At 66.7% G+C, this 22,999-nt stretch carries 16 protein-coding genes, 1 tRNA gene and 1 pseudogene; 6 read left to right on the forward strand and 12 right to left on the reverse strand.

Annotation, left to right across the window (positions count from 1 at the left end; genetic code table 11):
* Nucleotides 1–95: 95 nt before the first annotated feature.
* The 5 genes from pth to NG697_RS04795 form a co-directional block, all read right to left on the reverse strand.
* On the reverse strand, nt 96–692 hold the full coding sequence (gene pth, locus NG697_RS04775) for an aminoacyl-tRNA hydrolase (protein ID WP_252607828.1): 597 nt from the start codon (nt 690–692) through the stop codon (nt 96–98).
* Nucleotides 693–772: 80 nt separating this feature from the next.
* Entirely contained in the window at nt 773–1,363 is a 591-nt protein-coding gene (locus NG697_RS04780) for a 50S ribosomal protein L25/general stress protein Ctc (RefSeq protein ID WP_252607827.1), read from the reverse strand.
* A gap of 235 nt (nt 1,364–1,598) precedes the next feature.
* Nucleotides 1,599–2,579, reverse strand: a complete 981-nt coding sequence (locus tag NG697_RS04785; RefSeq protein ID WP_056348072.1) for a ribose-phosphate diphosphokinase — start codon at nt 2,577–2,579, stop codon at nt 1,599–1,601.
* Nucleotides 2,579–4,060 (reverse strand): bifunctional UDP-N-acetylglucosamine diphosphorylase/glucosamine-1-phosphate N-acetyltransferase GlmU, encoded by a 1,482-nt coding sequence (glmU, locus tag NG697_RS04790; protein ID WP_252607826.1) that lies wholly within the window; start codon nt 4,058–4,060, stop codon nt 2,579–2,581. The genes NG697_RS04785 and glmU overlap by 1 nt, the downstream gene beginning before the upstream one ends.
* Before the next feature lie 110 nt (nt 4,061–4,170).
* Nucleotides 4,171–4,242: transfer RNA gene (locus NG697_RS04795), tRNA-Gln, on the reverse strand.
* Nucleotides 4,243–4,391: 149 nt separating this feature from the next.
* On the opposite strand from NG697_RS04795, the gene NG697_RS04800 reads away from it, so the two are divergent.
* A complete protein-coding gene (locus tag NG697_RS04800; RefSeq protein ID WP_252601047.1) occupies nt 4,392–5,036 on the forward strand; it encodes a TetR/AcrR family transcriptional regulator in 645 nt (214 codons plus the stop codon).
* A 625-nt stretch (nt 5,037–5,661) separates the two neighbouring features.
* On the opposite strand, the gene NG697_RS04805 is transcribed toward NG697_RS04800, so the two are convergent.
* The 5 genes from NG697_RS04805 to NG697_RS04825 form a co-directional block, all read right to left on the reverse strand.
* Complete coding sequence (locus NG697_RS04805) at nt 5,662–7,488, reverse strand: ABC-F family ATP-binding cassette domain-containing protein (protein WP_252613706.1); 1,827 nt, start codon at nt 7,486–7,488, stop codon at nt 5,662–5,664.
* Between the two features lie 39 nt (nt 7,489–7,527).
* Entirely contained in the window at nt 7,528–8,490 is a 963-nt protein-coding gene (locus tag NG697_RS04810; protein ID WP_252601045.1) for a 4-(cytidine 5'-diphospho)-2-C-methyl-D-erythritol kinase, read from the reverse strand.
* Complete coding sequence (rsmA, locus tag NG697_RS04815) at nt 8,487–9,359, reverse strand: 16S rRNA (adenine(1518)-N(6)/adenine(1519)-N(6))-dimethyltransferase RsmA (protein WP_058929623.1); 873 nt, start codon at nt 9,357–9,359, stop codon at nt 8,487–8,489. The genes NG697_RS04810 and rsmA overlap by 4 nt, the downstream gene beginning before the upstream one ends.
* Before the next feature lie 184 nt (nt 9,360–9,543).
* Nucleotides 9,544–10,695, reverse strand: coding sequence for a resuscitation-promoting factor (locus NG697_RS04820; protein WP_252607824.1), 1,152 nt, complete (start codon nt 10,693–10,695; stop codon nt 9,544–9,546).
* A 283-nt stretch (nt 10,696–10,978) separates the two neighbouring features.
* Nucleotides 10,979–11,881 carry a TatD family hydrolase gene (locus tag NG697_RS04825; protein WP_252601043.1) on the reverse strand — a complete coding sequence of 301 codons (903 nt, stop codon included), beginning with the start codon at nt 11,879–11,881 and terminating at the stop codon, nt 10,979–10,981.
* A 164-nt stretch (nt 11,882–12,045) separates the two neighbouring features.
* On the opposite strand from NG697_RS04825, the gene NG697_RS04830 reads away from it, so the two are divergent.
* The 3 genes from NG697_RS04830 to NG697_RS04840 are packed head-to-tail and all read left to right on the forward strand — an operon-like array spanning nt 12,046 to nt 17,043.
* Nucleotides 12,046–13,143: an AAA family ATPase gene (locus tag NG697_RS04830; RefSeq protein ID WP_252601041.1), complete on the forward strand. Its 1,098-nt coding sequence runs from the start codon at nt 12,046–12,048 to the stop codon at nt 13,141–13,143.
* A 13-nt stretch (nt 13,144–13,156) separates the two neighbouring features.
* On the forward strand, nt 13,157–14,560 hold the full coding sequence (locus NG697_RS04835; protein ID WP_252601039.1) for a DUF58 domain-containing protein: 1,404 nt from the start codon (nt 13,157–13,159) through the stop codon (nt 14,558–14,560).
* Nucleotides 14,557–17,043, forward strand: a complete 2,487-nt coding sequence (locus NG697_RS04840) for a transglutaminase TgpA family protein (RefSeq protein ID WP_252607822.1) — start codon at nt 14,557–14,559, stop codon at nt 17,041–17,043. Before NG697_RS04835 ends, NG697_RS04840 begins: the two co-directional genes overlap by 4 nt.
* Before the next feature lie 82 nt (nt 17,044–17,125).
* Here NG697_RS04840 and NG697_RS04845 read toward each other — a convergent pair whose 3' ends face one another.
* The gene (locus tag NG697_RS04845) at nt 17,126–18,625 is read right to left on the reverse strand and encodes an NAD-dependent succinate-semialdehyde dehydrogenase (RefSeq protein WP_058929629.1); all 1,500 of its coding nucleotides are present in this window, start codon (nt 18,623–18,625) and stop codon (nt 17,126–17,128) included.
* 172 nt (nt 18,626–18,797) lie between these two features.
* Nucleotides 18,798–19,757, reverse strand: coding sequence for a 16S rRNA (cytidine(1402)-2'-O)-methyltransferase (rsmI, locus tag NG697_RS04850; protein ID WP_252601035.1), 960 nt, complete (start codon nt 19,755–19,757; stop codon nt 18,798–18,800).
* A 46-nt stretch (nt 19,758–19,803) separates the two neighbouring features.
* Between rsmI and NG697_RS04855 the strand changes: the two genes are divergently transcribed.
* Nucleotides 19,804–21,486, forward strand: coding sequence for a dolichyl-phosphate-mannose--protein mannosyltransferase (locus tag NG697_RS04855; RefSeq protein WP_374209889.1), 1,683 nt, complete (start codon nt 19,804–19,806; stop codon nt 21,484–21,486).
* 66 nt (nt 21,487–21,552) lie between these two features.
* Nucleotides 21,553–22,971: pseudogene (locus NG697_RS04860) on the forward strand (AMP-dependent synthetase/ligase); the annotation flags it as partial.
* Nucleotides 22,972–22,999: the final 28 nt, after the last annotated feature.

Raw genomic sequence — 22,999 nt, forward strand, 5'->3', positions numbered from 1 at the left:
CCCACTAAAGCGGGATAAGCCCCATCGCTCCCCCGCTTAGGAAGAAGACTACCCCTTGGCACACGCAGGTAAACAGGGACAGGCGGTTTTAAGTTTTATTCCTGAACGTCTGACCTGACCGGATGGAACTTCTGCTGGGCCGCAGTCAGCCCTTCCCTGACCAGCATCTCCACGGCATCAGCCGCCTCATCGAGCAGGAACGGAAGGTCCTTGCGCTCTGCAGTGCCAAAATCGCGCAGGACATAGTCTGCAGTGTCCATCCGCCCTGGAGGGCGCCCCACGCCTACCCGTACCCGGAGGTAATCCTTGGTGGCCAGCGCCTTGGACATGTCCCTGAGGCCGTTGTGGCCGCCCTCACCGCCGCCGCATTTCAGCTTTATGGTGTTAAACGGAATATCAATCTCATCGTGCACCGCGACAACATGGTCAGGGTCAATGCCGTAAAAATTTGCCAGGCCGGACACCGGGCCGCCGGAAACATTCATGTAGCTCATCGGCTTGGACAGCACCACCCGGGGACCGCCGATCCCCAGCCGTCCTTCGAGCACCTGGGCGCGTGCCTTGTGGGTTTTGAACTTGCCACCCATCCGGCCCGCGAGTTCGTCCAGGACCATCTGGCCGACATTGTGCCGGTTGCCCTTGTATTCGGCCCCGGGGTTTCCGAGGCCAACGATCAGCCAGGTGTCAGTCATTATTCAATCCTAAGGTGGTCCGGACATGGCAGTGGCCGGACCCCCGACAGGGCCCGGCCACATATCAAACTGTGCCGTTATTACTCGCCGGCGACTGCGGCTGCGGAGTCAGCCTGTGCCTCTTCCTCAGAGACCTCAGTGGCCTCGGAGATGTGGACAACCAGGGCGTCGGCGTCGGCCAGCAGGACCGAACCCTTCGGCAGGACCAGGTCGGAAGCGTGGATGTGCTGTCCGGCGGAGCGGCCTTCGATGTCGACCTCGATGGCGGTGGGCAGGTGGGTTGCCTCAGCCTCAAGGGAGATGACGGTGAGTTCCTGGTTGAAGACGCTGCCCGGAGCCAGTTCGCCAACGATGTGAACCGGGATGTCCACGGTGACTTTTTCGCCCTTGATGACGGTCAGCAGGTCGATGTGCTCGATGATCTGCTTGATCGGGTCGCGCTGGACGTCCTTGACCAGGGCCAGGTGCTCTTCGCCGTTGACGTCCAGGGACAGCAGGGCGTTGGCTTTGCGGACTGCAAGCGTGGTGGCCTTGGCCGGAAGCGTGATGTGGATCGGCTCGGCGCCGTGGCCGTAGATGACGGCGGGGATCAGGTCGGCCATGCGCGCGCGGCGGGCGAAGCCCTTGCCGAATTCGGTGCGTACTTCTGCTGCGAGCTTCTGCTCAGACATGTGTATCTCCTCGGAAGACTAAAAGGTGTTCAGCAAGGGCGGAGGTCTGTTACGACCTTCAACGCCGGGCGGCCGTGAGGCCGCCCTTCCAGAAGGGAGATTCAGACCCAGTCGATAACGGAGACCTGCAGTCCGGTTTCCCGGATGCTCTCCCTCGCCAAGGTATCGTGAAAAAGCTTACCAGCGCCGGGCCAAATTACTGAAAACGGCGGTCTCCACCAGCCCCCTGCTGGAATCAGGCGTTGCCGTCGAACAGGCTGGTGACCGAACCGTCGTCGAACACTTCGCGGATGGCGCGGGCGATCAGCGGTGCGATGGATAGCACCGTCAGCTGCGGGAACTGCTGATTCGCGGTGAGGGGCAACGTGTTGGTGACCACCACTTCGCGGGCGCCGGATTCGGACAGCCGCTGGGCCGCGGGCTCGGAGAACACAGCGTGCGTCGCGGCGATGATGACGTCCTTCGCCCCGGCGTTCTTCAGGACCTGGACCGCTCCGGAAATGGTGCCGCCGGTGTCGATCATGTCATCGATCAGGACGCAGGTCCGGCCCTCGATCTGGCCCACGACAGTCTTGGAGACGGCCTGGTTGGGAACGGTAAGGTCACGGCTCTTGTGCACAAACGCCAGCGGCGCTCCGCCCAGGCGTTCGGCCCACTGCTCCGCGACGCGCACGCGGCCCGTGTCCGGCGACACCACGGTGACGTTGTCGGCGGCGACGCGGGTACGGATGTAATCGGCCAGGAGCGGGATGGCCATGAGGTGGTCCACAGGCCCGTCGAAGAAACCCTGGATCTGCGAGGTATGCAGGTCAACGCTCATGATGCGGTCAGCGCCGGCGGTCTTGTACAGGTCCGCCACCAGGCGGGCGGAAATAGGCTCGCGTCCACGACCCTTCTTGTCCTGCCGCGCATACGGGTAGAACGGGGACACCACGGTGATGCGCTTGGCGGAGGCCCGCTTCAGCGAATCGATCATGATCAGCTGTTCCATGAGGTGGTTGTTCAGCGGAGCCGGGTGGGCCTGGATGACGAACGCGTCGGTTCCCCGGACGCTTTCTCCCGCGCGGACGTAAATCTCCCCGTTGGCGAAGTCGTAGGCATCCACGGGCAGCAGCTCGGTACCCAGCTCCTTGGCGATTTCCCGCGCCAGCTCGGGGTGCGCCCGCCCAGCGGCAAGTACCAGCTTCTTCTCGCCGCGTGCCGTAATTTCGCTCATTATCGCTGGTCCTCTTCTGTCGATGCTGGGGTATGTGAGGAATCTGAGGCGGCGGCCTGAGCCAGTTCCGCCGAGCGTGAGCCGGGGCGGTTGGCCACAACCCAGCCCTCGTCGTTGCGCTGCGCTGCAACGGACACGACGAGCGCCCCTGCCGGGACGTCCTTGCGGATCACCGCGCCGGCGCCGCTGTAGGCACCGTCCCCCACGGTGACCGGTGCAACAAAGACTGTGTTGGAACCTGTGCGGACGCCCGAGCCGATCACCGTGCGGTGCTTCTTCTCGCCGTCGTAATTGGCCGTGATGTTGCCGCAGCCAATGTTGGTGTCCTCGCCGATTTCGGCGTCGCCTGCGTAGCCGAGGTGGGAAAGTTTGGAGCCGCGGCCAATCGTGACGTTCTTGGTTTCGTAGAACGCACCGATCTTGCCGGTGTCGCCGAGCACTGTGCCGGGACGCAGGTAGGTGAAAGGGCCGACGGCGGCGTCCGCACCGATCACGGCGCCGGAACCGTGCGTGCGGGTCACCTTGGCGCCCTCGCCGATGCGGACATCGGTCAGGGTGGAGTCGGGGCCGACGACGGCGTCCCTCGCCACGGTGGTGGCACCGTGCAGCTGCGTGTTGGGCAGGATGCGGACGTCCTCGTCCAGGGTGACAGTGGAATCGATCCAGGTGGTGGCGGGGTCAACTACGGTGACCCCGGCGCGCATCCAGGCTTCAACGGTGCGGCGGTTCAGTTCCGCGCTGAGGGCGGAGAGCTGCACGCGGTCGTTGGCGCCCTCCACCTGCCAGCGGTCCTCGGTGACGACGGCGGCCACCCGACCGCCCGACTGCCGCGCGAGGCCCAGCACGTCGGTGAGGTACTTTTCGCCCTGCGAGTTATCAGTGGTGATGTGGACCAGCGCGTCACGGAGGACGTCGGCGTCGAAGGCGTAGATCCCGGAATTGACCTCGCGGATCAGTCGTTCGATTTCCGTTGCGTCCTTGTGCTCGCGGATGCCGGTCACGGAGCTGTCATCGCCGCGGAGAATGCGTCCGTAGCCCGTGGCGTCGTCCAGCAGCGCGGTGAGCACGGTAACGGCATTGGCTTCGCGCTCATGTGTGGCCACCAGGTCCGCCAACAGGCTGCCGGTCAGGAGCGGAACATCGCCGTAAGTGACCACGACGGTGCCTGCAAGTTTTTCCTGGGCGTCCAGTGCCTGCACGGCCACCTCAACGGCGCGGCCGGTGCCGGGGACGTCGTCCTGGTCCACGATCAGGGCTTCGGGGTCCAGCTGGTTCAGGTGGCGGGCAACCAGATCCCGCTCGTGGCGGACCACGAGGGCCAGACGTCCGGGGTTAATGCTGCGGGCTGCCAGCAGGGCGTGGCCCACCATGGACCGGCCGCCGATTTCGTGCAGGATCTTCGGGGTACGGGATTTCATCCGGGTACCGGCGCCTGCTGCCAGAACAATGACGGCGGCTGGGCCGGTATTCTCGGGGATCACGTACGGGTTCTCCTTGCTTGGTTGCGCGTTGCGCTGGGCGCGGTGCCTGTCCGGCCAAAATTCACGGCGGGGCACCGAGTTCATCCTACTGGACGGTCTTCGCACAGCAGTTCCGCCCATAGGATTCGAACCTATACTCCACGGCTCCAAAGGCCGGGGTGCTGCCATTACACCAGGGCGGACCATGCCACAGGCGCAAAGGCCAAGGCACAAGTATTTATTTTGCCATGGCTTCAGGGCAGCCCGCGACATTGGCAGGAATCACGGCAGCCAGGCCAGTGCACCGCCACCGGTTCCAACTGTTTCAGCAGCGCTAGGGCATGATGGAAATGTGAGCAACAACCCACCCCGGACACGGATGACAGGCGTACAGCGGCGCGGCCAGCTGGTAGACGTCGGCCGTGGCCTTTTTGCCGCTCGCGGGCTCGACGGGACCACCATTGAGGAAATCGCGGCCTGCGCCGGCGTTTCCAAGCCCGTGATCTACGAACATTTCGGCTCCAAGGAGGGCTTGTACACGCAGGTGGTGGACTTCGAGTTCCACATCCTGCTGGACTCGATCACCGCTGCCCTGACCGAAGAGGGCAAACCGCGTGTCCTGGTGGAACGCGCCGCCCTGGCCCTCCTCACCTACATCGAGGACCGGGCGGAGGGCTTCCGGATCCTCATGCGCGACGCACCGCCATCGCAGCCCGAAGGCGCTTTCTCCACCCTGCTGTCCCAGGTCACCGCCCGCGTGGAACACATCCTGTCCGACGAATTCCACCGCCGCGGCTTCAGCGCCCAGGACGGCGCGATGTACGCCCAGATGCTCGTAGGCATGGTGGCCATGACCGGCCAATGGTGGCAGGACAGCCGCCAGCCCGACAAACAAACCGTCGCCGCCCACCTGGTCAACCTCGCCTGGAACGGCCTCACCGGCCTCCAAAAAGACCCCGAGCTCCGCACCGAAGATTCAGCGCGAACGGACACTTAAGCCCCTGCGCGAGCGAAGTGTCCCGGGGTTGCGTGCGCTCGTGGTCACCTACGCGGCGCAGGAGCCCTTCGCCGTCGCTTAGCGCGTTGGTCCCTTCCCAACACTCGCAAGCTCGCGTCGGGGCCCTCGGGACGACGCTTCGAGCCATAGGGGCCCAACGGTCGCTGAGCGACCTTGTGTGCCCGATGGCCCGCGATGCGCGACTACGCGAAGGTCCCCCGCCCCGCTATTGCCGAAAGTTCCGGTCGGCGATCTCCGCCGACCGCAGTTGCCGACGGGTTGCCCGCTGTTCCACGGCACAGTGGTGACTCCCCTCGTGAGCGACCGTCACCAACGCGGAGGGGCTTAAGTGTCCCCTCGCGCCAAGGCGGAGGGGCTTAAGTGTCCCCTCGCGCCAAGGCGGAGGGGCTTAAGTGTCCCCTCGCGCCAAGGCGGAGGGGCTTAAGTGTCCCCTCGCGCTGGAAGCCGGGCTCACGTTCGCCGGAGGCGGTCCTTCCGCAAGGAGCGCATCGCAGGGCATCGGGACGCGGAGGTCGCCCAGCGACCGGAGCGTCCCCTTTGCCCTGTGTCTAAGCGACGCGGAAGGGCCGGCTCCGGCACCCAACCCAACCCAAGTAGCGCCGGGCTACTCGCCGAGGACTTCCAGGGCTTCCATCCATTCGAGTTCCAGGGCTTCGCGGTCGGTGGCGAGGTCCTTGAGTTTTTTGTTCTGGTCGGCGAGGGCGTCGAAGTCGGATGCTGCGGTGCTCTTGACCATTTGGTCGTGAATCTTCTTTTCCTGCTGCTCCAGTTTGCCCAGCTGGCGCTCGATCCGGTTTTTGGCCTTCCGGGCGTCGCGCTTTTCGGCTTCGGAGGAACCGGAGGCAGCGGGTGCGGAGCTGCCGCTCGGACCGCTGACGGGGTTGCCGCCGCCGGTGATCGTGGAGCCGGCCAGGGCGGATTCGCGGAGTTCCAGATACTGGTCCACGCCGCGCGGCAGGGCGCGGATCTTGCCGTCACCAAGCAGCGCCATCTGGTGGTCCGTCACGCGTTCCAGCAGGTAACGGTCGTGGCTGACCACAACGAGCGTGCCAGGCCAGCCGTCAAGGACGTCTTCGACGGCGGCGAGGGTGTCGGTGTCGAGGTCGTTGGTGGGCTCATCGAGCATCAGCACGTTCGGCTCCCCCACCAGCAGGCGCAGGAGCTGGAGGCGCCGGCGCTCACCACCGGACAGATCCCTGACCGGGGTCCACTGCTTTTCGTTGGTGAAGCCGAGCTGCTCCACGAGCTGGCCCGCCGTGAATTCCTTGCCGCCCACGTTAAAGGACCGCTTTTCGCGCTCGATGACTTCGATCACGCGCAGGTCCGAGACGTCGTCGAGCTCTTTGACCTCCTGGGTCAGCACGGCGGTGACCACCGTCTTGCCGCGCTTGACCTTGCCGGATGACGGCTCAATCTCGCCGTTGAGGAGTTTCAGCAGGGTGGTCTTGCCGGCGCCGTTGACGCCCACGAGGCCAAGCCGCTCACCGGGGGCAAGCCGCAGCGTGATGTTGTCGAAGAGTTTCTGTCCGGGGTCGCCGCCGAGGAAGTCCAGTGAGACGTTCTCAAGGTCCAGGACGTCCTTGCCGAGCCGGGCGGTGGCCATCTTGCTCAGGGCTGTGGAGTCACGCGGCTCGGGGACGTCGGCAATGAGGGCGTTGGCGGCCTCGATGCGGAATTTCGGCTTGGCCGTGCGGGCCGGAGCGCCGCGGCGCAGCCAGGCGAGCTCCTTTTTCACGAGCATCTGACGCTTGCCTTCCATAACATTCGCCGCGCGGTCACGCTCGGCACGGGCCAGCACGTAGGCCGCGTAGCCGCCGTCGAACGGGTCCATGATGCCGTCGTGGATTTCCCAGGTCTTGGTGCAGACTTCGTCCAGGAACCAGCGGTCGTGGGTGACCACCAGGAAGGCGCCCTGGTTGGCCCGCCACCGGGTCTTCAGGTGCCGGGACAGCCAGGCGACTCCTTCGACATCGAGGTGGTTGGTCGGTTCGTCGAGCATGATGACGTCATGGTCCTCGATCAGCAGCTTGGCCAGCGCCACCCGCCGCTTCTGGCCGCCGGAGAGGGCGTGGACGTTCGCATGCCAGTCGACGTCGGACACCAGGCCGCCCATGACTTCGCGGATCTGGGGGTTGCGGGCCCATTCATAGTCGGCCTGGTCGCCGACGATCGCAGCGCCGACTGTGAGGTCGCCGTCGAGCACGTCGCTCTGGTCCAGGTAGCCGATGTTGACTTCGCTGCGCTTGGTCACCCGGCCCGAGTCCGGGGTGGAGCGCATGGCCAGCAGGCGCATCAGCGTGGACTTGCCGTCGCCGTTCCGGCCCACCATGCCGATCCTGTCACCTTCCTCGAGTCCGAGGGTGATGCCGTCCAGGACGGTGCGCGTTGCGTACGAAACCGTAAGGTTTTCGCCGCCAAGAAGGTGTGCCAAGAGGGACTGCTTTCTGCTGCTCAGTAAGGAAGGGGACTCTTAAAGGAGAGTATCGGAGATGATGCGCGCCCCATGCACGGGCCCGTGGACAGGGAATGCCGTCAGCCCATAGTGCCGCAGGTCCTCCGCCAGGTTTTCGGCTGCGGCGGGATTGTGGGTCAACAGCGCCACGGTGGGTCCGGAACCGGATACGATTCCGGCCAGGGCGCCGAGCGCTTCACCTCGTCCCAGCGTATCGCGGAGCGCGGGGGAAAGTTCAATGGAAGCCCGCTGCAGATCGTTCACCAGGACCCGGCTCAGGGCATCGGCGTCCCCGCTCCGCAGCGCCTGCAGGATCTTGGGATCCACGGCCGTGGGCTCGGCAACGTCCAGTCCTTCTGCCTCCCGGAGCCGGTCCAGGGCGCGGAAGACCTCGGGGGTGGGCAGCCCATAGTCCGCCGCCACGAGGACCCAGTCCGTTTGGGCCTTGGCCAGTGCCGGCGAAAGGTCGTCGCCAACGCCAAGCCCGACGGCGGTTCCGCCGAGGAGGGAGAAAGGAACGTCGGCACCCAATTCGGCGGCCAGATGGGCCAACTCATCCCGCGACAGCCCGCTGTTCCAGAGCGCGTCACAGGCCAGCAGGGTGGCTGCGGCATCGGCCGAGCCGCCGCCCATGCCCCCGGCCACGGGGACCCGCTTGGTGATTTCAAGGTGCACGCCGGTCGAATGCTCGGAGACATCGGCCATGATGGCTGCGGCCTTGTAGGCCAGGTTCTTCTCGTCCAGCGGAATATCCACGCCGTCCAGGTCCAGGGTGCTGTCAGGACTGATGCTGACGGTGATCCCCGGCATCTCCGTGCTGGTGGCAGCCACTTCCTCATAGAGGGAAACGGCCAGGTACACGCTGGCAACTGAGTGGTAGCCGTCAGCGCGCAAGGGCCCCACGTCCAGGGAAACATTGACCTTGCCGGGCGCCTTCACACGGACCGTCCGTGCGGGAAACTTCCCGGCGGCTGCCTTCACGACCCGGCCTCGCGGGCTTCGGCAATCCGGGCGAAGGCGTGGATGTCGATGACTTCGCCCCGGGCCGATGGAGCCACTCCTGCGGCGATGAGGCAGCGCTCGGCCTCGGCTGCGCCGCCCGCCCAGCCGGCCAGGGCGGCCCTCAGCGTCTTCCGGCGCTGGGCGAAGGCGGCGTCGATCACGGCGAACACCTGCTCACGGGTGGCGGTTGTTTCAGGCGGTTCCCGCCGGGTGAAGGCCACGAGCCCGGATTGGATCTTCGGCGCAGGCCAGAAGACGTTCATGCCGATCACCCCGGCCTTGCGCATGCTGCTGTACCAGGCCGCCTTGACCGAGGGCACCCCGTAGGTTTTTGATCCTGGCCCCGCGGCCAGCCGGTCAGCCACCTCGTCCTGGACCATCACCAGACCGTGCTGCAGGCTGGGGAAATGCTGGAGCAGGTGCAGGACCACCGGCACCGCCACGTTGTAGGGCAGGTTCGCCACAATGGCGGTGGGCTCAACGGGAAGCGATGTGACCTTCATGGCGTCCGCCTGGACCAGGTGGAAAGCGCCCGCCGCGTCCGGCCGCCATGCTTTCACGGTTTCCGGCAGCTTTGCCGCCAGGACCGGATCAATTTCGACGGCGACCACCGTCTGCGCGGCATCCAGCAGGCCCAGCGTGAGGGAACCAAGGCCCGGCCCGACTTCCAGCACCGTCTCGGTTGGCCCGATGTTGGCAACGGAGACGATCCGGCGGATGGTGTTGCCATCGATGACGAAGTTCTGTCCCAGTGTCTTGGTGGGCCGGATACCGATTTCTTCCGCCAGCCGGCGTATGTCGGAAGCACCGAAGAGGGGTGCGGGCGCGGCGGCAGTCGGTTCAGTCACCTAGGCATCCTATCCCGGCCGCGGTGACGGGCCATCCGCTTTCCGCGCGGATCATGCGTGTTTCGCGGTGTATGTTTCCGCTTAACGGCAGCGGCCGGCCCCGGGACAATCCGGGGCCGGCCGCTGTCATCTGCTTGCCTGGCGGCTGTGGTCAGCTGCCGCCAGCGCAGGTGCTCATTGGTGCCTAGCTCGTAGCGGCCCAGCCACAGCCCCACGGCTGCAGGCCACGCTGTGCGTACACGCGGTTGGCGATGTCGATCTGCTGTGCCTTGGTGGCGAGGCTGGCGTTAGGGGCGTAGGCGCCGCCGCCGGAGCCGATCCAGGTCCGGATGTCGAACTGGAGGCCGCCGTAGTAGCCGTTGCCCGAGTTGATGGACCAGTTTCCGGTGGACTCACACTGGGCGATCTTGTCCCACATGGCCTCGTTCATCATGGCCGGGGCCGAGGCGCCGGTGTTCATTCCGGCGGCGGCTGCGGGCTTTGCCTTGGTGCCTACCGTGACCTTTTCCGTCACGGGCTGGACGGAAACAGTTTCGGAGACCAGCGTCCGCGAGGCTTCACGGCCGTCAACCATCACCAGCTTGAAGCTCTTATCCACCTTGCCGGCCACGCCGGCCTGGGTGACCTCTTTCTCGCCCTTGAGAAGCTCAGCGCTCTCAGTGGTCATGCTGTCGAAAGCAACATCTTCAGTAGTGGCCGCGGTCTGGCTGGTATCCACCCGGGAGACCTTAACCACCATGTTGTTGACCACGTGCGCGTTGCCCGGCTGGGAAGTACGGTCGTCGACGCCGAGGGTGATGCCGGCGTCCTCCAGCACCTGGGCGACGGTCCCCGCGGTGGTGGTGGCCGTGGAGGCCTTGCCGTCGGCAACGATGCTGACTGTCTTGGGCGTGGAGATGGAGACAAACGATCCGGCCACGGCGAGCTGGGCGTCCTTCGGGACGGAAACGGAGGAGGAGCTGGCCACTCCCAGTTCGGTGACGAGGCCCGCAACATCCGGCGCCGTGGTGTTGATGGTCTTTTCGGAACCGTCCAGGCTGACCTTCACGGCCTTGGCCATGTTGACGTTGATCACGGTGCCGTTCTCCACTTTGGCGTCCGCCGAGGGCGAGACGCGGTCAGCCGGCTTCAGTTCTACGTTGGCGCTTTTTACGACCTGGCCCACGGTGCCGCCGAAGGACTGGACCGAAGTCACTTTTCCGTCGACGTTGAGGGTAACGGTTTTGTTATTTCCGACGAAGGCCACGAGCCCCAACACCAGTGCACACAGCACCACCAGTTGGGTGCCCACCTTGATAAAACTGAACTTACCGTCCGTTGTGAAGAGCTTGACCACGATTGCCCGTAACTTTAGATCCATCCGGGCACGGGGAAAAACGCAGTGAAATAGCCGGCGCATGACCCTGGGGACAAGCTCCGGGCACCGTTGCGCCGCCACACTCCGCGCGGCAGGCAGAGGGCATCAAAGCCCTGTCTGGTCCTGCTGCGCATGAAGTGAAATTATCCGAAGGCCTTCCCCGACCCCGGCTAATAGTTCTCCACTGTAACCGTAGCGTTATAAAGCGGCCAAGAAATTTACATACGAGGTATGTGAACCAAGCAATGTGACGAGGCCCAGGTCAGTCCCACGATCCGTACGCCCGCACGGTATTTTCGCTAATCCGGGTGCAGAGCTCCGCGAGGTCAGTTCCTGTCAATTCGGCCATGGCGCGGACGGTGTACGGCACCACATAACTGGCGTTGGGACGGCCGCGGTGCGGATGCGGAGTCAGGAACGGGGCATCCGTTTCCACCAGCACCAGGTCCGGGTCCGCCACTCCCAGCGCGGCGCGGAGGTTAGCCGCATTCTTAAAGGTCAGCGTGCCGGCAAAGGACATGTTCCAGCCTGCGGCATTGCAGATCCTGGCGAGCGCCTCATCACCCGAGAAGCAATGAAACACAACCCGCTCCGGAGCCCCCTCCTCGCGCAGGACCTGCACGACGTCGTCGTGCGCATCGCGGTCATGGATCTGCAGCGTCAGGTCCAGGCGCTTGGCAATATCGATATGCCGTCGGAACGAATAGCGCTGGTGGGCCAGGCCCTCCCCTTCGGTGCGGAAGAAATCAAGGCCGGTCTCGCCGATAGCCCGGATCCGGGGGTGGGCGGCCAGTTGCTCAATCTCCGCCAGCGCATCTTCCAGCTCGCCGCGCCTGGCATAGTCCGGGGCGTCGTTGGGGTGCAATGCCACTGCCCCAAGCAACCGGCTGTCCAGGTCAACGGCGCGGACCGTGAACCGGGAGGACTCCAGGTCGCAGCCCACCTGGACGGCCCCCTGCACTCCGACCGCCTGGGCCGCATCCAACGCCGCGGCGATGCCCACCGGGCTCTCGCCATCGGGGAAATCCAGGTGCGTATGGTTGTCCATCACGGGGACCGGCAGCGGCTCCGGCGCCGGCGGATAGTCCTGCCGCGCCTGCCGGCCGGCGTCTGCAGGGTCCGCCCCGGCGGCACGGTAAGCGGCGGGAATCAGCGAATTGCACATCCCTCAAGCCTAGCGGCGGCGGATCGCGGCAGAATTCCCGGAACTCTCTGTCAGCAAGGGCAGTTGTGTTAGTAGGCTGGTACGAACAGATGCGAACGCCCACCGCCGGGCGAAGGCAGGCCTGCTGTCCCGTTCCGGGTGATCCCCGGACTGAAAGGTTGCAGATGGACTCCCACCGCCGCACCGCCGTCAACGAGGTAACCCCTGCCAGCCGGAACTTTACCCCCGTGACGGAGCAGGTGGGCCATCTCAACGGTTACAAGGCAGCAGCCATGGACGCGGACTCATTCCACGCGGCCAGCCAGCGGATCCTGGCCTCGATCAACACCGTCATTGACGGAAAGTCGGATGCGGCCAGGCTTGCCCTGACGGTGTTGCTGGCCCAGGGCCATCTGCTCCTGGAGGACGTGCCAGGTGTGGGCAAGACCCTCCTGGCCAAAACCCTCGCCCGGAGCATTGACTGCACGGTCAGCCGCATTCAGTTCACTCCTGATCTGCTGCCTTCGGACGTGACGGGCGTGTCCATCTATAACCAGGCGTCGCGGCTGTTCGAGTTCCGCCCGGGTGCCGTCTTCGCCAACATTGTTATTGGCGATGAAATCAACCGCGCGTCCGCCAAGACCCAATCCGCCCTCCTGGAGTGTATGGAGGAACACCAGGTGACCGTGGACGGGGACTCGTACAAACTCGACGAACCGTTCATGGTGGTGGCCACCCAGAACCCGATCGAGATGGAAGGCACCTATCCACTCCCCGAGGCCCAGCGCGATCGCTTTATGGCGCGGATTTCCATGGGCTATCCGGACAAGGACTCCGAAATCGAAATGCTGGAGACCCATCAGGCAACCTCCCCGTTGACCAAGGTCTCCGCTGTGGTCACCTCGGCGGACGTCGCAGCGATGATCGCCACGGTCCAACAGGTTTACGTCTCCCAGGCCATCAAGGAATACACCGTCTCAGTAGGCCGCGCAACGCGCGAAAGCCCCCTGCTCCGGCTGGGCGCCAGCCCTCGCTCCATGCTCCAGCTGCTCCGGGCCGCGAAGGCCACGGCGGCGCTGGACGGCCGTGATTTTGTGCTGCCAGACGACGTCGTCAGCGTGGCGGAATCCGTGCTGGCCCACCGGATCATCCTGGACCGGAAGGCGGCCGGCGCCGGCGAGACCCCGCACAGCGTCATCCGGGGCATCCTCTCCCGGCTCCCGGTGAACCAGGACCCGGTGAACAACCCGGCCCCGCCGGCCGGACTGCGGCGGAACCACTAGGCAGGGCCGTCATATGGCGCTGCGTGACCGACTGCCCCGGCACCTGTTCAGCCAGCGTGGCTGGGGGCTCCTGGCCGCCGGCGCCGTCTGCCTGTTGTCTGCGCAGATCATGGGGCGGCGGGACCTGCTGAGTCTGAGTGTCCTGCTCATCGTCCTTCCCCTGGTTTCGCTGGCCGGGATCAGGCTCCTCAAGCCCCGGTTCCAGGTTTACCGCGAGTTCAACCCGTCCCCGGTGGAGACCTCCGCCGCCACCACAGTGCGGCTCGCCGTGGCGCGGACCGGTTACGGGGGCGGCCGGGCGATCATGGAGGAACGGCTGCCGCCACGGTTCGGCGAGTCCCCGGCCTTCCATTTCCCCGCCCGCTCGGCCAAGGGCGGGACCAGCAGGTACGAATACCACTTGCGCTCCACCAAACGCGGACAGTACCTGATCGGCCCGGTAACCGCAGAGTTCACGGATCCGTTCGGGCTGTCCCTGCACAGGCGGTCAATTGACGACGGCGACACACTCACCGTGACGCCCGCCGCCGTCGAGCTTCCCGTGACGGGCCTCGCGGGAGCCCGCGGCAACGACGGCATCACAGCAACCCGTACCCGCGCCAACCCCAGCGACGATGACGTCATGACCCGCGAATACCGCCCGGGCGATCCCATGCGCCGGGTGCACTGGGCGGCCACCGCGCACCACGGCGCCCTGATGGTGCGCCAGGAGGAGTCCGTCACGACGCCGGAGGCCACCATCATCCTTGACCAACGGTTCGCGGCATTTTCCGGCGGGCACGGATCCGGTTTCGGGGGCAATGCGGCCGTGGACGGCCACGAGATGATCACCAGCGGCACGTTCGAGTGGGCCGTGGTGGCCGCGATCTCCATCTGCAGGCACCTGTCGGAGCGGAACTACGCCCTCCGCCTCCTGGGCCCCCGCGGCGAACCCGCGTTCCTCCGCTCCCCGTCCGCACCGGAACCGGAAGCGGAAGAGTTCAGCGGAGTGTCCGGGCTCCAGTCGATCGCCGAAAGCCTCGCCGCCATCCAGCTGTCCGGTCCGCACCACGCTGCCCGGGACCACGGTGGCCAGGATGCCGGACCGGCCGTTTTCGACGATCACCTGATGGACAAACTCTCCGCCCACCGGATGCGGGGGCCCCTTATTGCCGTGCTCGGCAGGATCTCTCCGAGCGAGGCCAGAGCCCTCGCTCCGGCGGCGGGTTATGGCGCGAATGCCTTCGCCATCATCGTTTCCGAGAGGCCCGCGGATTCCGAGGACTCTTTGGAGGCCCTCCGCCGGGGCGGCTGGCGGGCAGTGGCGGTGCCAACCTCGGTTCCGGTCCCGGACGCCTGGGCGCACTTCGACCAGGGTGGTGCTGCGCCGGCCACGGCAGCGGCAGACGTACGCCGCGGAGCGGCGGTGGGACGGTGACACTGGCACCGGAACGCAACGCGTCCCGCGGGCAGGCAGCCACAGGTGCCCCGGGCCAGGTTCCGGCACGGACGCGGGTCGGGGCGTACCACTGGGCCATGGCCGGCGCCGTCGCCCTGTCCGTGGCCGGCGCCGCGATTTCCCTCAACGGTGTCCTGCGGGGTTGGGCCTGGTACTTGCCCCTCTTGACCACGGTGGTGGTGGTCTGCCTGACCATCGCCACGCTCCGCGCGCTGCGGGCCCATCCTCTCGTGGTGGCTGCCGGCGGCTTTGCCTCCCTGATCGCGATTCTCACCCTGACGTTCTTCCGGAGCACGGGCATTGCCGGTTTCATCCCGTCCGGGGCAACCCTGGCTGAAGTGGACAGGTTCGTCCGCCGGGCGAGCGAGACGGTACTTGCGGAAAGTGCCCCGGTGGCCCCGAACGCCGGAATCGTTATGGTCAGCTGCGCAGCCCTGGGCCTGACAGCCATCCTCATCGATGCGCTGGCCGTACCGCTTGGCATGCCGGCAACAACCGGACTGGGCCTGCTGGCCATCCTGGTAGTCCCCGCCACCGTGAAGCCCCAGAGCGTGGGGGTTTGGGGCTTCACTGCCACGGCGGCCGGGTACCTCCTGATCCTCGCGTTCAGCCAGTGGTTTGCACCGGATTCCCGCACTGCGGCCGACAGCGGCCGGAATCCCGGCCAGTTCCGGCGGGCCATGCTGACCGGAACCGTGGCACTGGTGGCAACACTGGCAGTGCCGGCGGCCATCCCCGGGTTCGACCACGGCACGTTTCCGCAGGGCTCCCGGCTGAACCCGTGGGGCGCCGGGACCGGCTTGAACCCCATAATTACCTTGGGAAACAGCCTGCGGGCACCGGCCGGCAGCGGGCGGATCACCTATGCCACCAACGCGGCCGGGCCGCTGTATCTGCGGTCCGTCACAGTTGACAATTTCGACGGCGAATCCTGGGGACCTGATGACCGCGACGCAGAGCGCCGCCCCGTGGCCGGACAGTTTGAGACGGGCCACGAGATCGTCGCCGAGGAGCAGCTCCGCCAGGTGACTGCCGTGGATACGGGCACGTTCACCAGCCCGTACCTGCCGTTGCCGTACGCGCCGGAAACAATCCGCGGGCTCAATGGCGCCTGGACATGGGACCCGGCCACCTTGGCCGTCAAGGGTTCCAACACCAACACGCGGTCACAGCAATACCTTGTGGTGTCCACGGCGCCGAAGCTCACGGCCACCCTCCTTCAACAGTCGTCGCAGGCCGTGCAGGGAATCCCGGCCGACTTCACCAGGGTTCCCGGCAACGTCCCGGACATCGTCCGCAGCACGGCTGACACGGTGACAGCTTCGAGTGACACACCCTTCGCCAAGGCCATGGCCATCCAGAAATACCTTCGCTCAGGGGAGTTCACCTACTCGCTCCAGTCACCTGTCCAGGGCGGCTACGACGGTAACGGGCTCTCGGTGCTGGCCGATTTCCTGACCCAGAAGAGCGGATACTGCATCCATTACTCGTCCGCGATGGCCGTGATGGCCCGGCTGGAAGGTATCCCCAGCCGCATCGCGGTTGGCTACGCGCCGGGCCGAAGCACTGGTTCCACGGTTTCAGTGGCCGGGCAAGGGGCGCTGCCGGAGTATGAGGTGGACGCCCGGGACGCCCACGCCTGGCCCGAGCTCTACTTCCAGGGATTGGGGTGGGTGCCCTTCGAACCCACGCCGTCGCGTGGTGTCATACCCGCGTACGCCACGGAAACCAGCACACCCGGCATCCCCGGTTCGCTGGGTAATAACGAGGACCTCCTTCCCGGCGCAACCGCCCCGACCCCCACACCAAGCGCCACGGCCGTGCCCCTCCCCGGTGCAGGTGGCGGCGCAGGGGACCTCGGGCAGCTGCTCCTGCCATGGCTGCTGGGGACGGCGGCCGCGCTGGGCCTCGTCCTGCTGGCGGCCTCGCCGCGGCTGGTGAGGATGGGGCGGCGTGCCCGGTGGCTCCGCACCGAGGGCCGGGCGCGGGAGGACGTGATTCCGCTGGCGTGGGCCGAAATCCGTGATCTCGGAACCGACTACGGACTGCCACCGGACGCCAGCGAAACAGCCCGGACGTATTCCACACGGCTCCGCCATTCATCGCTGCTCGGCGAACATGGAGGCATGGACGACGCCGCGCACCAAGCCATCCGCAGCCTCACCTCCGACTTTGAACGCCGGCACTACGGCCCGCCTGTCCAGGACACAGCCGGCCGCGGCAGGACAGGGGCCATTGCCCCACGCATCGCGGCGGTGCAGCATTCCCTGCGTGCCAACGCCTCGCTCCCTCGACGCCTCCGTGCCGACTGGCTCCCGCCGTCGGTTCTGGGCCGGTGGGCCTGGCTCCTGGCTGCCCCGTTCAGAGGGCTCAACAGGCTGGCGCGCCGGACGGCAAAAGCCGCCGCACGCTCCTGGTCGAGGGCACGCGGCGGCTTGTTCCGGCCGCGTGGTAGCCAATAGCGGCTCGCCGCGGCGGCTCCCTACTGGCGGTGGAGGAAGCGGCTGACCGGAGGATAATCCTGTCAGCCGGAGGTCAATCCTTTCAGCCGGCGTAGGGGTCCGCGATGCCGATGTACTGGGTGTAGAGGTATTCCTCGATGCCTTCGAGGCCGCCTTCACGTCCCAGCCCGGACTGCTTGACGCCGCCGAACGGTGCGGCGGCATTGGAGATGACACCGGCGTTCAGGCCGAGCATGCCGGTCTCGAGCCGTTCGCCCATCCGGATGCCGCGGTTCAGGTCGCGCGTGAAGACGTACGCCACCAGACCGTATTCGGTGTTGTTGGCCAGGCGGACGGCTTCGTCCTCGGTGCCGAAGGTGATGATCGGGGCGACGGGGCCGAAGATTTCCTCGGACAGGATCCGCGTGCCTTCGGTGACGCCGGTGAGGATGGTGGGCGGGTAGAAGTAGCCCGGGCCCTCGGCCGGGGCGCCGCCCAGGACAGCCTTGGCGCCGGAGGCCACGGCATCGGACACCAGCTCATGAACCTTATCCCGGCTCTTGGCATCGATCAGCGGACCCACTTTGGACTCCGGTTCGGTGCCCCGGGCGGTGGTCATCTCACCCATTTTCGCGGCGAACTTCTGGGCAAATTCGTCGGCGACGGACTCGTGGACGATGAACCGGTTCGCCGCGGTGCAGGCTTCGCCCATGTTCCGCAGCTTCGCCAGCATGGCACCGGCGACGGCGGCGTCCAGGTCCGCGTCCTCGAACACCACAAACGGGGCGTTGCCACCGAGTTCCATGGAGGTCCGCAGGACGGTCTCGGACGCGTCGGCGAGCAGGCGCCGGCCCACCTCGGTGGAGCCCGTGAACGAGAGTTTGCGCAGGCGCTGGTCCTTGATCAGCGGGCCGGTGGTGGCCCCTGCCGTGGACGTGGGGATGACGTTCAGGACTCCGGCCGGCAGGCCGGCCTCCTGCATGACTGCCGCGAACAGCTGCGAGGTCAGCGGCGTGAGGTTGGCCGACTTCAGCACCATGGTGCAGCCGGCCGCGACAGCAGGGGCGATCTTGCGCGTGGCCATGGCCAGCGGGAAGTTCCACGGCGTGATCAGCAGGCACGGGCCCACCGGCTTCTTGGTGACCAGCAGGCGGGACTTGCCATCGGGCGAGACCGAGTAGCGGCCAAACGCACGGACAGCTTCCTCGGAGAACCAGCGCAGGAACTCGGCGCCATAGGCGACCTCGCCGCGGGCCTCGGCCAGCGGTTTGCCCATTTCCATGGTCATCAGCAGCGCGAAGTCCTCGGCACGGGCCGTAACCATCTCAAAGGCACGGCGCAGGATTTCGCCGCGTTCACGGGCCGGGACCTTCGCCCACGATTCCTGCGCTGCGGCGGCCGCGTCCAAAGCAGCTTTGCCGTCTTCGGCGCCGGCGTCAGCGATGCTGAGGAGCACCTTGCCCGTGGCGGGGTCCTCGACGTCGAATGTCTTGCCTGACGCCGCCGGGCGCCATTCGCCGTTGATCAGCAATCCGGTGGGAACAGAGGCCAGCAGTGCGATTTCGCGCTCCGCGGTAACAGCTGGCTGTGCGGTGACAGTCACGGTGACTCCCTCGTCAGTAAGGTTTGGTTCAGCCTTGGCGCAGGGCCTGGGCGGCCTGCCGTTTGGCTGATTTACTGTCACACTACTGCCGCGGCCGCCAGAGGGTCTACGCCTGGACGCACTGCTGAAGCGAGATTTCGTTGTGCAGCTGCACAGCTGGCCTTTAGTACGCTCAGCGTGCCGCGAGGACCGCCGAGTACAGCTCCCGCTTGCTGACGCGGACGTCCTCGGCTACGGCGGCCACGGCTTCCTTGAGCCGGATTCCCTGGGCCACCAGCTCGTTGACGGCCGCCACGTGGTCCTCGGGGGTGCCCGGCGCCTGCTCAGGGGCGCCGCCCAGCACCACGGCAATCTCGCCGCGCACCTCGTTGCCTTCGGCCCACAGCAACAGTTCCCCGACCGTCCCGCGGATAACTTCCTCGTAGGTCTTGGTCAGTTCCCGGCAGACGGCGATCCGCCGCTCGGCACCGAAACGCTCGCGCAGGGCCCGCAGCATCGATTCCAGCCGGTGCGGGGCCTCAAAAAACACCATGGTCCGGCGTTCGGCCGAAAGGTCCGCCAACCGCGAGGCCCGTTCGCCGGCTTTCCGGGGCAGGAATCCCTCAAAACAGAAGCGGTCGGTGGGCAGACCGGACAGTGCCAGGGCGGTCAGTACCGCGGACGGGCCAGGGACGGCGGTCACGGTGAGTCCGGCTGCCACAGCGCCTTCCACCAGCCTGAACCCCGGGTCCGAGACCGAAGGCATGCCGGCGTCTGTGACCATGACCAGGGTTTTGCCGGACCGGACGTGCTCCAGCAGTTCCGCGGTCTTGGTGGCCTCGTTGTGCTCGTGGTAGCTGATGACCCGCCCGGCGACGGTGACTCCGAGGCTCTGGACAAGGCGGTGCAGGCGCCTGGTGTCTTCGGCGGCCACGATGTCCGCCGTCCCCAGGAGCTCGATCAGGCGGGCCGACGCGTCTCCCGTATTCCCGATGGGCGTTGCCGCCAGTACAATCCGGCCCGGCCCCGTGGCGACGGGTGCCGCTGCAGCCGGGTCCGCTGCCACGTGAACCTCTGTCTCTGGCTCCTCCCCGGCGGCAAGGGAAGGTTCTGCGGGGCGGGAATCGGCGAAGGTGCTGGGGTTAGGGTCCACTCCCCCAGCGTACTGCTGGCCGGCGGCCCAAGCTGCAAAAGGTAGCATGGGGCTCGTGACGCAGACCTCCATGCGGCCTGCCGAGGCCGTCCAGACCATCGCGCCGGCACGAGGCCCGTGGATCGCCCGTCCGGCGGAGGCCTTCTCTGCCACAGCCCTCCGCGAGCGCCTGAACGGCAGCACGCGCAGCTGGCGGGATTACCCGCCGTCGCTGCGTCTCTGGTTCTGGCTGGTGCCCGCCCTGACCTCCGTGATCGGCGGCGTCCTCCGCTTTGTCCGGCTGGACACGCCGCACAGCCTGGTCTTCGATGAAACGTACTACGTCAAGGACGCCTACTCCTACGTGGTCAGCGGCTACGAACGGGGCTGGCCGGACAAGGCCAACGACTCCTTCAACGCAGGCAACCCGGCCATCCTCCTGGACACTCCCGAGTACGTGGTCCATCCGCCCGTGGGCAAGTGGATGATCGCCGGCGGCATGTGGCTCTTCGGAGCCGATAATCCGTTCGGCTGGCGGTTCGCGGCCGCACTGACCGGAACCCTGTCCATCCTGCTGCTCACGCTGATTGCACTGAAACTGTTCCGCTCAGTGCCGCTGGCTGCCGCCGCGGGCCTGCTGCTCGCCGTCGACGGCCACCACCTGGTGATGTCGCGGACATCCCTCCTGGATATCTTCCTGATGTTCTGGCTCCTGGCGGCCTTCGGGGCTTTGCTGCTGGACCGCGATGACGGACGACGGCGGCTGGCCGCACGGCTCGGACGGCTCGCGGCCGCGTCCCGGAACGCTCGGCCCGCAGCCAGCCAACTGCTGGCGGGACCGTGGCTGGGGATCCGCTGGTGGCGTCTCGCCGCGGGCGTGTGCATGGGACTCGCCATAGGCACCAAATGGTCGGGCCTGTTTTTCCTCGCCGGCTTCGGCGTGCTGACGGTCCTGTGGGACCTCAACGCACGGCGCGTCGCGGGAATCCGCGGCTGGGTCAGCGGCGGAATCATCAAGGATGGACTGCCTGCCTTTGCCAGCATGGTTCCGGTTGCGGCGGTGGTCTACACCGCCACCTGGACGGGCTGGTTCCGTTCCGAGGGCGCCTACTTCCGGAGGTGGGCCCAGAGCAACCCCTCAGCGGAGTGGGGCTGGCTGCCGGACTCCCTGCGTTCGCTGGCGCACTACCATCTGGAGGCGTACAAGTTCCACCAGGGACTGGGCTCCGAACACCCGTACGAGGCAAGCGCCTGGAGTTGGCTGGTGATGGGCCGGCCGACGTCGTTCTTCTACCAGAAGCCGGAGCAGGGCGCCCCGGGATGCGACGTGCCCAACTGCGCCTCCGCCATTCTCTCGGTGGGGAACCCGATGATCTGGTGGGGAGCGGCCATCTCGCTGGTGGTCCTGCTGTTCTGGTGGGCCGGGCGCCGGGACTGGCGCGCAGGGGCGATCCTTGCGGGCGTGGGCGCCGGCTACCTGCCGTGGTTCCTGTACCCGGAGCGGACCATGTTTTTCTTTTACGCCGTCTCCTTTGAGCCCTTCCTGGTGCTCGCGCTGGTGTATTGCCTGGGCCTCGTCCTGGGCCGGGACACCGACCCGCTCTGGCGCCGGCGGGCCGGTGTTTACCTGGTGGCACTCTTCGTCGCCGGGGCAGTCCTGTTGTCCGCATTTTTCTACCCGGTGTGGACCGCGGAGACCATCCCCTATCAGGAATGGCGCTACCGGATGTGGATGCCGTCCTGGATCTAAGGCAGGATTGCATGAAACCCTGACCAGCCGCGAACTGCGTTGAGGCAGCGGAACGGAGACGCCCCCGTGCGAGAAGCGAGCACAAACCTCCTGGTGGAGCTGGAGCCCGGCAGCAATGTCACCGATCTCCTGCGCCAGCGGGAAGCCGCCAACCCGGCCCACGCCCTCTACGCGCGCAAAGGCCCCAACGGCTGGACCGACGTTCCGGCGCAAAAATTCCTGCACGATGTCTGTGCCCTCGCCAAAGGACTGATCGCCGGCGGCCTGGAGCCCGGCGACACCGTGGCCGTCATGTCCGCCACCCGCTACGAGTGGGCCCTGGTGGACTTCGCCATCTGGTTTGCCGGCGGCGTGAGCGTCCCCATCGACGAGACCTCAACCCCCGGCCAGATGGAGTGGATCCTGCACGACGCCGGCGCGCGCCGCGTGTTCGCGCAGGACCGCGGCAAGGTGTCGCTTATTACAGGCATCATGGAGTCTTCCATCCTGCTCAAGGACCGGCTGGTCCCCGTGGTGAGGATGGATGACGACGACGACGCCCCGAACCTCGCCAGCCTCTCGGCTGCCGGAATGGGCGTCACGGACGCCGAGCTGGAACGCCACCGCTCCGCCGCGGGCCTGGACGACGTCGCGTCCCTGGCCTACACGTCCGGCACCACCGGACGGCCCAAAGGCTGCGTGATCACCCACGGCAACTTTGCACTCGTGGCCGTCAACGTCGTCGCCTTTCTCCCGGAGATCCTCAAGGGGCAGAATGCGCGCACCCTGATGTTCCTGCCGCTGGCCAATGTGCTCGCCCGCGCCGCCCAGGTGGCGTGCCTCCATGCGGGCGCCACCCTGGGACACGTCAGCCGTCCTGCTGATCTGCGGGCGAATCTGGGCACGTTCAAACCCACGTTCCTCCTGGCGGTGCCCCGGATCTTCGAGAAGGTCCGGGCGGACGCCGCGCACCAGGCTGCCGGGTCCGGGAACGCGGGGATCTTCAGGGCAGCGTCAGCCGCCGCCGTCCGTTTCTCCACGGCACAGGACACCGTCGCCCGCGGCGGGGGCAGCGGACCAGGGCTGGCGTTGCGGGCGCGGCACGCCGTCTTTGACCGCCTGGTGTACCCGAAGCTCCGCCAGCTCCTTGGTGGCCGGGTCCGTTACGCGGTATCGGCGGCCGGCCCCCTGGCACCTGAGGACGCGCACTTCTTCCGGGGCGCCGGGATCCCGGTCCTTGAGGGCTACGGGCTGAGCGAGACAACCGCCCCCTGTACGGCCAACACGCCCGCCCGGACCAGGGTGGGCAGCGTGGGCGTCCCCCTGCCGGGCACCACCATCCGGGTGGCCGAGGACGGCGAAGTGCTGGTCAAGGGGATCGGCGTGTTCAAGGGTTACCACGCCAACGAAGCGGCCACCGCAGAGGCCTTTGTGGACGGGTTCTTCCGTACCGGGGACCTCGGCGAGCTGGACCGGGAGGGCTTCCTGACCATCACCGGCCGCAAGAACCTGCCCGCCAAAATAAACGGCTGAG

Source organism: Pseudarthrobacter raffinosi, from assembly GCF_023913835.1.
Taxonomy (GTDB): domain Bacteria; phylum Actinomycetota; class Actinomycetes; order Actinomycetales; family Micrococcaceae; genus Arthrobacter; species Arthrobacter raffinosi.